The following is a 12,009-nucleotide window of genomic DNA, read 5'->3' as shown; positions in this document are numbered from 1 at the left end:
AAGAGGTGCACAAGTATATTGTTTGCATAGGGAGTAATTACAACAGGAAAGAGAATCTGATTTTTGCCAGGCAGAAGCTGACGGAATTGTTCTCTTCCATCTGTTTTGCGCCCGAACTGGAAACCCAACCTTTGTTTTTCAAGAATCCGGCTCTGTTTTCCAACCAAGTGGTTCTGTTCTTTTCCGACAAGGAGGAGGAGACCGTGAGGAAAATGCTGAAAGAGATCGAACGGAGGTCCGGACGTCATCCGGAGGATAAGAAACAGGAGAAGGTTTGTCTGGATATTGACATGCTTTTATATGATAACCAAATATTAAAACCGGAGGATTGGCAAAGGAGATACATACAACAGTCGTTATCTGCTTTCCACTCTTCATTATTTAGTAAGTAGATGAAATTTCTTGGAATTATACCTGCCCGCTACGCATCCACCCGTTTTCCGGCGAAACCGTTGGCGATGCTGGGTGGAAAAACGGTCATACAACGCGTGTACGAACAAGTGGCAGGCGTTTTGGACGACGCTTACGTGGCTACGGATGATGCACGCATCGAAGCAGCCGTCAAGGCGTTCGGGGGAAAGGTGGTGATGACTTCTGTTCACCACAAAAGCGGTACGGATCGTTGCTATGAAGCTTGCACGAAGATCGGAGGTGACTTTGACGTCGTGGTGAATATACAAGGAGATGAACCGTTTATCCAGCCTTCGCAATTGGAGGCGGTAAAGGCTTGTTTCGAGGATGTAACCACGCAGATTGCTACGCTGGTGAAGCCGTTTACTGCCGATGAACCGTTTGCCGTACTGGAAAATGTGAATTCACCGAAAGTGGTGGTCAGCAAGAATTGGAATGCTCTTTATTTCAGCCGTTCGATCATTCCTTATCAGCGGAATGCCGAGAAACAGGAGTGGCTCAAGGGGCATACTTACTACAAGCACATCGGATTGTATGCGTATCGTACGGAGGTGCTGAAAGAGATTACCGGGCTTCCACAGTCTTCGCTGGAACTGGCAGAGTCTCTGGAACAACTTCGCTGGCTGGAGAACGGATATAAGATAAAGGTAGGCATCAGCGAAGTGGAAACGATTGGAATCGATACCCCGCAAGACTTGAAACGGGCGGAAGATTTTTTGAAGAATAGAATCTAATCTTATGGATCGTACGATACAACCTGAAATACAGCCCCTGAAAAACTTCGGTATACTTCCTCCCGTTCGAATGACGTTGCCAAACGGTATTCCGTTGGCTGTTATCCATGCGGGCGAACAGGAGGTGGTACGCATGGATGTGCTGTTTGCCGGGGGAAGCTGGCGACAGTCGCAGAAGTTGCAGGCGTTGTTTACGAACCGGATGCTGCGCGAAGGTACGGAGAAATATACGGCTGCCGCCATGGCTGAAAAGCTGGATTACTACGGCTCATGGCTCGAACTGTCCAGCTCGCCGGAATATGCCTATATCACGGTTTATTCCTTGAACAAGTATCTGGCAAAAACGTTGGAGGTGGTGGAATCCATGATTAAAGAACCGCTTTTCCCTGAGAAGGAGTTGCGTACGATTCTCGATGCCAATATCCAACAATACTTGGTCAATACTTCCAAGGTTGATTTTCTGGCACAGCGCACACTGTCGCAGTCGCTTTATGGCGAACAGCATCCATGTGGCAGAATCGTGGTGGAGGAAGATTATCATGCCATTACCCCGGAGGTGCTCCGGGAATTTTATAAACGGTATTATCATTCGGGGAATTGCTCTATCTTCTTGTCCGGCAAGGTCACGGAGGATATGATCAGCCGGGTGACAGACATATTTGGCACCTCTTTCCATCCACTTCGGCAGCAGGTATCGAAGTTAAGTTTCCCTTGCACTGCCGTTCCCGAGAAGAGAATTTTCATAGAGCGTGAGGATGCGATGCAGAGTGCTGTAAAGATGGGATATACGACCATTACCCGCGATCATCCCGATTACCTGAAACTCCGGGTGTTGATGACTTTGTTCGGAGGTTATTTCGGCAGTCGGCTGATGTCCAATATCCGTGAGGAGAAGGGGTATACGTATGGTATTTCGGCAGGAATCATGCTTTATCCGGATAGTGGGTTGCTGGTTATTTCGACAGAAACGGATAATCAATATGTGGAACCGCTGATACAGGAAGTGTATCATGAAATAAACCGCCTGCATCAGGAACCTGTGTCTGAGGAGGAGCTGACGATCGTGCGCAACTATATGTTGGGAGAGATGTGCCGTAATTACGAGTCTTCTTTCTCACTTTCGGATGCGTGGATCTTTATTGCTACTTCCGGTCTGGATGATGATTATTTCTCACGTTCTCTGCAGGCTGTGAACGAGGTTACTCCCGTGGAAATACAAGATCTGGCACAGCGCTATTTGTGCAAAGAGACATTAAAAGAGGTCATTGCAGGTAAAAAGTTGTCATAATTTGCTTTCCAAAAGTGGGCTGTTTGGGATAGAAATTGTATCTTTGTCCAAATTGTAATTCTAACATGAGTAATGACTAAAACTGATGAGGAAATATCTATATACTACACTTTTGTTGGCTCTTCTTGCACAAGAGGGAGTGATGGCCCAGGAAAATGAAGGGAAAAAAGGCGGATTTTTCGGAAAAATCAAAGATGTATTCTCCACTGAAATAAAAATCGGCAACTATACTTTCAAGGATGGTAGTGTCTATACCGGGGAGATGAAAGGACGGAAACCGAATGGAAAAGGTAAAACGGTCTTTAAAAACGGGGATGTCTTTGAAGGAGAATATGTGAAAGGGAAACGTGAAGGATATGGAACTTATATGTTTCCCGATGGAGAGAAGTACGAAGGACAGTGGTTTCAGGACCAGCAGCACGGAAAGGGAATCTATTATTTTATGAATAACAACCGTTACGACGGTATGTGGTTTCAGGATTATCAGCATGGGGAAGGAACCATGTATTATCATAACGGTGATTTGTATGTCGGCAACTGGATGAACGACAAGCGTGAAGGGGAAGGGACATACACCTGGGCAAACGGTGCCCATTATACCGGCCACTGGAAAAATGATAAGAAGAACGGCAAAGGTACCATGAACTGGGACGATGGCTCTAAATATGAAGGAGACTGGAAAGATGATGTCCGTCACGGGAAAGGGATATTTGAATATACCAATGGAGATAAATATAATGGTGACTGGGCGGATGATATCCAACACGGAAAAGGGACTTACTACTTCCATACGGGCGACCGTTACGAAGGTTCATATCTCTTGGGTGAACGTACCGGCGAAGGGGTTTATTATCATGCTAACGGTGATAAATACGTAGGCAATTTCAAAAATGGCATGCAGGAGGGAAAAGGTACTTTTACCTGGGCAAATGGCGCTGTGTACGAAGGTAACTGGAAAAACAACAAACGTGAAGGCAAGGGAGTTTATAAATGGAGCAACGGGGATGTTTATGACGGAGAGTGGAAAGATAACCGCCCGAATGGACAAGGTACTCTGAAAACCGTTGTCGGCATGCAATATAAAGGAGGGTTCGTCGATGGATTGGAAGAGGGTCAAGGTGTGCAGACCGACAAAGACGGTAATCGTTTCGAAGGCTTTTTCAAACAAGGAAAGAAAGACGGTCCTTTTGTAGAAACGGATAAAGAGGGAAAGGTGATCAGAAAGGGAACTTATAAATACGGAAGACTTCAATAAGTGATCATTGATAAACGAGAGAATGGGCTGCGCATGGCGCGGCCCATTCTCATTTATCAATGATCATCGGTTAAATGATGTATTGTGAACTGATAGATTCGTTATTCATGACTCGTTTGATTGTTTCTGCAAACATACCGGCAATACTCAACTGTTTTACTTTCGCGCATTTTTTAGTATAAGGAATACTGTCGGTAAATACCATCTCCGTCAAAGCGGACTCTTGTACACGGAAAGAAGCCGGATCAGACATCACACAATGGCTGGCGATAGCGCGCACGGATTCGGCACCGGCCTCCATCATGATGTTGGCAGCTTTGGTGATGGTTCCCGCTGTGTCTACGATATCGTCGATCAATACCACGTTTTTACCTTCTACGTCACCGATGATTTGCATGGATGCCACTTCATTGGCTTTCTCGCGTGATTTGTTGCAGAGTACCAATGGTACACCCAGGTATTTGGAGAAAGTGCTGGCACGTTTGGAGCCTCCTACGTCCGGTGTGGCAATAACCAGGTTTTTCAGTTGTAAAGACTGGATGTAAGGGAGGAATACCGCTGATGCGTACAAGTGATCTACCGGGATATTGAAGAATCCCTGAATCTGGTCTGCATGCAAGTCCATCGTAATCAGTCGGTCGATCCCTGCAACGGATAGAAGGTCGGCTACCAGCTTAGCGCCAATCGATACACGAGGTTTGTCTTTTCTATCCTGACGTGCCCACCCGAAATAGGGGATTACGGCTACAACACTCTTGGCAGATGCGCGCTTAGCTGCATCAATCATCAGGAGAAGTTCCATTAAGTTGTCTGAGTTTGGGAAAGTGGATTGAACCAGAAATACGTGTGCGCCTCGAATTGACTCCTCATACGAAACCGCAAATTCGCCATCGGCAAAGTGGGTGATGTTCATATTTCCCAGAGGACAATCCAGGCTTGCGCAGATTTTTTCTGCAAGATATCTCGAGTTTGTTCCCGAGAATACCATAAAGGGTGCTTTTTCGCTCATTTTGTAATAGATGTTACCTATTTGTTAATTTGCTTGCAAAGGTAGGAATTTCTCTTATTATTTAGAAGGACTTATTGTATAAAAAATATTTTTCTCTCCAACTTATCGGAAATATTTGTAGATTTGCTTGCTGAAAACAGTTAATAGTCAAAAATGAGTTCACGCTTTCCTTTATATATAATAGGTTTCGTGTTGTTTGCCTCTTTCTTTTCGTGCACTGATATGGTGCCCACCAAAGAGGTGCGCCTGATTGATTCCTTAAACGGGAAAGCGTACGCTTATCGTTATCGGAACCTGGATTCTTCTTATAAATATGCCGATGAAGCCTATCGGCAGGTGAATTTCTATAAATCGGGGAAAGCAGAAGCTGCCAACAACCTGGGATTCTGTGCTTTTATGGCTATGGATTTTGACCGGGCGGAAGCATGGCATAAGGAGGTATATAGACTGACTAAAAATGAGCTTGAACTGTTGATTGCCGACATCGGGCTGATGAAAATCTGTCAGCGGACAGCGATGAACAAAGAGTTTTATGATTATCGCAACAGTGCGCTCCGGCGCATGAAACGTATTCGGGAGGAGAGCGATTTATTTGCCGACCGTCATGAAACACTTCGGCTGGATTATGCGTTCACTGAATTCTTCATCGTTTCTTCGATTTATTACTATTACCTTCAGCAACGGCAAGAGGCTATTGTGTCTCTCAATCAGATTCCGGAAGATGAAGTATTGGCGGATACCAATCAGTTGCTGTATTATCATTACATCAAAGGTTCGGCCTCATTGGTGGAAGAGACCCAGCCGGAAGACCGGAAAATGAGTGAGTTCGACCAACTTTATACTACGTGGCGGATGGCTGTTCAGACCCATCATCCTTATTTCGAAGGGAATGGTCTGCAAGGATTGGCTAATCTGATGGTTTCCCCCCGTAATTTCGAACTTTTCCGGACGAGAAGGGGATATGCACTGGATCAGTTCGGTTTTCCGGTAGATTCGCTTTTGCCTTTGCGAATGGCACAGCGTGCGCTTGAAAAGTTCCGCGAGTATCATGATTTGTATCAGATTGCCGGTGCGTATGTGTCTATCGGTAAATATATGAATGAGCACGGACATTATTCAGAGGCATTGGATACGCTTGCCAAAGCGTTGGATTGTGTGAACCGGCATCATGTTCTTTATTATCACCATGCGGCGGATACATTGGATAAGCTGCGTACTTTTGCAGAAGGAGACACCACTTATACCGGGGTTCCGTGGATCACGCAGGAAAATGTAAGGACGGTACCTGAATGGATCTCCAGGATCCGGGAGCAATTGAGTGTATCGTATGCGGGACTCGGGATGAAGTATGCTTCTGATTACAACCGGAACATATACTTGGATATCTTGAATTATACCCGTCAGGATAAGGAGTTGGAGAGCCGCTATCTTTCTTTGGAAGCTGATTCACGACAAATGACGATTGTACTTTTTCTGGTTATTGTCGGGCTGGTGCTGGTGGTTATTCTCTGGTGGTTTTTTAATAAACGGTCTAAAATAAGGAATCAGGTAGACGTGGAACGGCTGCAACGGATTCTGACTCTTTGCCGGGATATTACTTCGTCTATTCCGATGAATGTTCCGTTCATTCAACAAGGCATTGATCAATTATTTGGAAAAGGACGTCTTCAACTGGAAATTCCGGAGGAGGGGAAAGCGGCATTGGTTCCTCTGCATCGGTTGAACCGTGATGAGAAAGCGTTAGTGCATGTGCTTGAGCCGTATATTATCTGGGCTGCGGACAATGAGCAGATGGTAGAAGCGTTGAGCGACGAGCGGATGCAGCTGGAAAAGCAACGGTATGTTTACGAACAACATATTGCGGGAAATAAACGCCAGAATCTGATCAAGAAGGCTTGTCTGGCGATTGTCAATGGGATTAATCCTTATATCGACCGGATCTTGAACGAGGTGCATAAGTTGACGGAGCGGGGGTATATTGATAATGCGAAGATCAAGAAAGAGAAGTATCAATACATTGACGAGCTGGTAACTACGATTAATGAGTACAACGATATTCTGGCTCTTTGGATTAAGATGAAGCAGGGAACGCTTAGCCTGAATATTGAGACTTTCAATCTCAATGAGCTGTTTGAGTTGCTAGGCAAGGGAAGACGTGCTTTTGAAATGAAAAATCAGAAGTTGGAGATTGAACCGGCCACGGTGATGGTGAAGGCCGACCGGGCACTGACTCTGTTTATGATTAATACGTTGGCGGAAAATGCCCGTAAATATACTCCGGAAGGAGGAATCATCAAAGTATATGCCCGCACTACGGAGGATGCATATATCGAGATTTCCGTGGAGGATAACGGAAGAGGTATTTCCGAAGAGGATGTGGCGCACATCATTGGTGAGAAGGTATATGATTCCCGTGTGATCGGAATGAAGAATGCAGCTGATCCGGAAGTGTTGAAAGAAAACAAAGGCAGTGGTTTCGGATTGATGAATTGCAAGGGCATTATTGAGAAGTATAAGAAAACGAATGATGTGTTCCGGGGATGCGTCTTTGATGTGGAGAGTGAACTGGGGAAGGGAAGTCGTTTCTATTTCCGTTTGCCTTCGGGAGTGCGTAAAGCGATGGGGGGATTGCTACTTTGCTTGATGCTTCCGTCGAGCATGGTTTCTTGTCTGCATGATCCGGCTCCTCCCATGTTGCAGGACGACGATCCGGTTATAGTAGTTACGGATTCTGCGTATGAGGATCTGCTGGATGTAGCGTCGGATTATGCCAATGCCGCCTATTTTGCCAATGTGGACGAAAATTATGAGTTAGCTTTGCAATATATAGATTCTGCCATGCTTTTTCTGAATGAGCATTATGAAAAATATGCGCGTCCGGATCGGCCACACCGGTATATGAAGCTGGTAGGTGAAGGAACACCTGCTGAAATCAGTTGGTGGAATGAACTGTTTGATTCGGATTATCATGTAATTCTGGATATCAGGAATGAGGCGTCGGTTGCTTTCCTGGCTTTGAAACAGTTGGATGCATACAGTTATAATAATTCGGCATTCACGGATTTGTATAAGTTGCAGGGAGAGGATCAAACTCTCGAAGCGTATTGCCGGCAGTTGGAGCGTTCGAATACCAATAAGACGGTGGGAATTATTTTATGCTTTGTTCTATTGGTTGTTTCGTTGGTCGGATATTATTTCCTGTACATGAGAAAACGTTTGCAGAATCGTTTGAATCTTGAGCAGGTACTTGAAATTAACCGGAAGGTGTTTGCCGCATCTTTGGTCAGACCACAGGAACAGGAAAAGGCAGAGGCTCTCCAACGGGAAGAAAGTACGCTTAAAGAAATTCCTCAACGTATTGTGGATGAAGCATTCGATTCGGTCAATGAATTATTGACGATTGACCGGATGGGAATTGCTGTTTATAACGAAACGACACACCGGCTGGAATATGCTTCTCGTCCCGGACAGGAAATGCCGGAGATGGTAGAGCAGTGTTTTAATTCCGGGGAATATCTTTCCGGACAGCATCTTCAGGCCATTCCGCTGATGGTGGAAACAGGGGGCGAGCATCCATGTGTCGGTGTGCTTTATCTGGAGCGCAGGGAGGGAACGGAACTGGAGACGGATCGGTTGCTTTTTGAACTGGTAGCGCGTTATGTGACTATTGTCGTGTTTAACGCAGTGGTGAAACTGGCTACCCAATACCGGGACATTGAGTCGGCACATGAAGAAACACGCCGGGCTTCCTGGGAAGACAGCATGTTGCATGTACAGAATATGGTGCTTGACAACTGTCTGTCGACTATTAAACATGAGACCGTTTATTATCCGAATAAGATCAAACAGATTGTAGGACGGTTGAATGAGCTGAATCTTTCGGAAACGGAGGAGCGTGAAGCGGTAGAGACGATGACGGAGTTGATTGAATACTATAAGGGAATCTTTACGATTTTGAGTTCGTGTGCTTCCCGTCAACTCGAGGAAGTCACTTTCCGGCGTACCGTGATTCCGGTACAGGAACTTTGGGATGCTGCGGGGAAATATTTCAAGAAGTGGATGAAGAATAGGCCGGAGAGGATAGAACTGGAGATAGAGCCGATGGAGGCGAAGGTGATGGGAGACGTGAATCAGTTGCGTTTTCTGTTGGAGAATTTGATTGATGAAGCATTGACTGTGCGTGAAGATGGAGTGATACGTCTGCAGGCACGTAAGGATCATGAATATATTCGTTTCCTCTTTACGGATACGAGACGTGAGAAGAGTGTGGAAGAGTTGAATCAACTGTTTTATCCGAATCTGGCACGTATGACTTCCGGTGAAAAAGGGGAGTTGAGGGGAACGGAATATCTGGTATGCAAGCAGATCATCCGCGACCACGATGAATTTGCGGGACGTAGGGGATGCCGTATCAATGCCGAGCCGGCTGAAGGAGGCGGGTTTACGGTTTATTTCACCATTCCGCAAAGATAAAAGGAAAACACATAAAAGTTAGTAGATAAGGAATATGGAAGAACAGAAGTTTAAAGTTATTATTGTAGAGGATGTAAAACTGGAGTTGAAAGGGACGGAAGAAATATTCCGTCATGAAATACCGAATGCGGAAGTGATCGGCACGGCCATGACGGAAAATGAGTTTTGGCCGTTGATGGAGGCCCGGCTTCCCGACCTGGTATTGTTGGACTTAGGACTGGGAGGTTCTACGACCATCGGTGTTGATATTTGCAAGAATATATTCAAACGTTACAAAGGAGTTCGGGTACTGATCTTCACGGGTGAGATTCTGAACGAGAAGTTGTGGGTGGATGTATTGAATGCCGGTGCGGACGGAATCATCCTCAAAACAGGTGAACTCCTGACGAAAACAGATGTACAGGCTGTGATGGACGGAAAGAAATTGGTATTCAACTATCCGATTCTGGAAAAGATTGTAGATCGTTTCAAGAAATCTGTAGCCAATGATGCCAAGCGTCAGGAGGCTGTCATCAGTTATGATATTGACGAATATGACGAACGTTTTCTCCGTCATCTGGCATTAGGATATACGAAGGAGATGATTTCCAATCTGAAGGGGATGCCTTTTGGTGTGAAATCATTGGAAAAACGGCAGAATGATCTTATCGGACGCCTTTTCCCGAATGGGGAACGGGTGGGAGTGAATGCTACCCGGTTGGCAGTACGTGCATTGGAATTGCGCATTATCGATCTGGATAATCTGGAGCCTGATGAAGAATAAATGGCGCATGCCCCATCCCGCTACGATGTTCCTGCTGCTGACAATGGCAGTGGTCTTTCTTTCATGGATATGTGATATCTATGGATTGAAAGTGACATTGCCGCAGACAGGTGAGGACATCCGTGTACAAAGCTTGCTGAGTCCGGAAGGAATCCGTTGGTGGTTGCGGAACGCTATCAAGAACTTTACGGGCTTTGCTCCGTTGGGGATGGTGATTATTGCGATGTTCGGACTGGGAGTGGCACAACATTCCGGTTTTATTGATGCATGTATCCGTATGGGGGTGGGAAACCGGCAGGAAAAGAGGAAGATTGTCTGGTGGGTGATCGTGCTTGGTTTGCTGTCGAATGCCATTGGTGATGGTGGATATATCATCTTATTGCCTATTGCTGCTATGCTGTTCCAATGGGTGGGGCTTCATCCGATTGCAGGGATTGTTACGGCTTATGTTTCCGTTGCATGCGGGTATAGTGCCAATATTGTATTGAGTACGATGGACCCGTTGTTGGCGCATACCACGCAAGAGGCTGCACTGGCACAAACGGGTTATCAGGGGAATACAGAACCTCTTTGCAATTACTTCTTTATGAGTGCTTCAACAGTGGCCATTACGGCTATTGTGTATTGGATTACTCAAAAATGGCTTCTTCCTACGTTAGGTAAGTATGAAGGTAGTATGAAGGTGGCGGCTTACCATCCTCTATCTCGTAAAGAGCAGCGTGCCATTATGATTTCCATTGTTGTGGCAGCGATCTATGTAGCTCTTATCTTGTGGCTTACTTTTTCTTCTTATGGGATTTTGCGGGGTGTGAATGGTGGTTTGATGCATTCGCCTTTTATTGCCGGCATTTTGTTTTTGCTTTCTTTGGGAGCAGGTATTACGGGAATGGCTTATGGATTCAGTTCCGGACGGTATCGCACAGACAATGATGTGATTGAAGGACTTACACAGCCGATGAAACTTCTGGGGGTGTATTTTGTTATTGCTTTTTTTGCTGCGCAGATGTTTGCCTGTTTTGAATATTCTCATCTGGACAAATGTATGGCCATTATGGGAGCTGACCTGCTTTCTTCATTTGAACCGGCTCCTTTGTCTGCTCTCGTCCTGTTTATTCTATTCACGGCATTGATAAACCTGATTATGGTATCTGCTACCTCCAAATGGTCTTTTATGTCTTTCATCTTTATTCCGATGTTTGCACAAATGGGAATTGCTCCGGATATAACGCAATGTGCTTTCCGTATCGGAGACAGCTCGACGAATGCCATTACTCCTTTCTTATTCTATATGCCTCTGGTGCTCACCTATATGCGACAGTATGACAAGCAGATTACGTATGGTTCATTGCTTAAATATACCTGGAGATATTCATTAGGTATTCTGATGGTCTGGACGTTGTTGTTTATAGTTTGGTATTTGTTGAAAATACCGATGGGATTGTAGTTTTAATAAAAAAGATAACGAATGAATCTACCGGAAATCTCTGAAAATCTAATTGAACAGTTAAATCAAGGTAATACCAAAGCATTTGATAAAATCTATCATACTTACTACCTTTATCTGTGTGCGATAGCCGTTTATTATGTACATGATAAAAGGGTGGCAGGGGAGATTGTGAATGATGTCTTTGTTGCTTTCTGGCAGAATCGACATCACATCACTTATCCGGCTCTTCCCTATTTGCGACGTGCCATTCAAAATGCGAGCATCAGTTATCTGCGCTCTTCTTATTTCAATGAAAAACAGATGACAGAACAAATGGAGGAGATCTGGACTTTTCTCGAAAATCATATTCTTTCTTCCGATAACCCTTTACAGGCGTTGGAGCATAGCGAAATGAATACCATCATCATGAAGAAGGTGGAGGAATTGCCGGCCAGATGCCGTGCCATATTTAAAGCGAGTTTGTATGAGGGGAAGACATACAGTGAAATTGCCGAGGAGCATAATATTAATGTGAGCACTGTAAGAGTGCAGATGAAAATAGCATTGACTAAGTTGCGTGAATCACTGGATACTCCTTATATGATAGCTATTTTGATGTTTCTCTAAAAAAAATTGCTTTTCTTTTAAAC

At 45.0% G+C, this 12,009-nt stretch carries 9 protein-coding genes; 8 read left to right on the top strand and 1 reads right to left on the bottom strand.

Annotated features, from left to right (window positions below; all coding sequences use genetic code 11):
* The first annotated feature begins 5 nt into the window (after positions 1-5).
* The 4 genes from AB9N12_RS17515 to AB9N12_RS17500 all read left to right on the top strand — a co-directional run bounded on the left by AB9N12_RS17515 (position 6) and on the right by AB9N12_RS17500 (position 3,688).
* Positions 6-392: a 2-amino-4-hydroxy-6-hydroxymethyldihydropteridine diphosphokinase gene (locus AB9N12_RS17515; protein ID WP_369893408.1), complete on the top strand. Its 387-nt coding sequence runs from the start codon at positions 6-8 to the stop codon at positions 390-392.
* The gene (gene kdsB, locus AB9N12_RS17510) at positions 393-1,145 is read left to right on the top strand and encodes a 3-deoxy-manno-octulosonate cytidylyltransferase (protein ID WP_369893407.1); all 753 of its coding nucleotides are present in this window, start codon (positions 393-395) and stop codon (positions 1,143-1,145) included.
* 4 nt (positions 1,146-1,149) lie between these two features.
* Positions 1,150-2,433, top strand: coding sequence for a M16 family metallopeptidase (locus AB9N12_RS17505; RefSeq protein WP_369893406.1), 1,284 nt, complete (start codon positions 1,150-1,152; stop codon positions 2,431-2,433).
* An 85-nt stretch (positions 2,434-2,518) separates the two neighbouring features.
* A complete protein-coding gene (locus tag AB9N12_RS17500) occupies positions 2,519-3,688 on the top strand; it encodes a phosphatidylinositol-4-phosphate 5-kinase (protein ID WP_369893405.1) in 1,170 nt (389 codons plus the stop codon).
* 70 nt (positions 3,689-3,758) lie between these two features.
* On the opposite strand, the gene AB9N12_RS17495 is transcribed toward AB9N12_RS17500, so the two are convergent.
* Positions 3,759-4,697 carry a ribose-phosphate pyrophosphokinase gene (locus tag AB9N12_RS17495; protein ID WP_369893404.1) on the bottom strand — a complete coding sequence of 313 codons (939 nt, stop codon included), beginning with the start codon at positions 4,695-4,697 and terminating at the stop codon, positions 3,759-3,761.
* Between the two features lie 153 nt (positions 4,698-4,850).
* Between AB9N12_RS17495 and AB9N12_RS17490 the strand changes: the two genes are divergently transcribed.
* Genes AB9N12_RS17490 through AB9N12_RS17475 form a run of 4 tightly spaced genes read left to right on the top strand, consistent with a single transcriptional unit; the run spans position 4,851 to position 11,986 of the window.
* Positions 4,851-9,170 (top strand): DUF5113 domain-containing protein, encoded by a 4,320-nt coding sequence (locus AB9N12_RS17490; RefSeq protein ID WP_369893403.1) that lies wholly within the window; start codon positions 4,851-4,853, stop codon positions 9,168-9,170.
* 34 nt (positions 9,171-9,204) lie between these two features.
* Positions 9,205-9,933, top strand: coding sequence for a DUF5932 domain-containing protein (locus AB9N12_RS17485; RefSeq protein ID WP_369893402.1), 729 nt, complete (start codon positions 9,205-9,207; stop codon positions 9,931-9,933).
* Positions 9,923-11,377: an AbgT family transporter gene (locus tag AB9N12_RS17480; RefSeq protein WP_369893401.1), complete on the top strand. Its 1,455-nt coding sequence runs from the start codon at positions 9,923-9,925 to the stop codon at positions 11,375-11,377. Before AB9N12_RS17485 ends, AB9N12_RS17480 begins: the two co-directional genes overlap by 11 nt.
* Before the next feature lie 21 nt (positions 11,378-11,398).
* Positions 11,399-11,986, top strand: coding sequence for an RNA polymerase sigma-70 factor (locus AB9N12_RS17475; protein WP_369893400.1), 588 nt, complete (start codon positions 11,399-11,401; stop codon positions 11,984-11,986).
* Positions 11,987-12,009: the final 23 nt, after the last annotated feature.

This window comes from Bacteroides sp. AN502(2024), from assembly GCF_041227145.1.
Taxonomy (GTDB): Bacteria; Bacteroidota; Bacteroidia; order Bacteroidales; family Bacteroidaceae; genus Bacteroides.
Note: the sequence above shows the minus strand (reverse complement) of the source record. Positions and strands in the feature narration are given on the sequence as shown.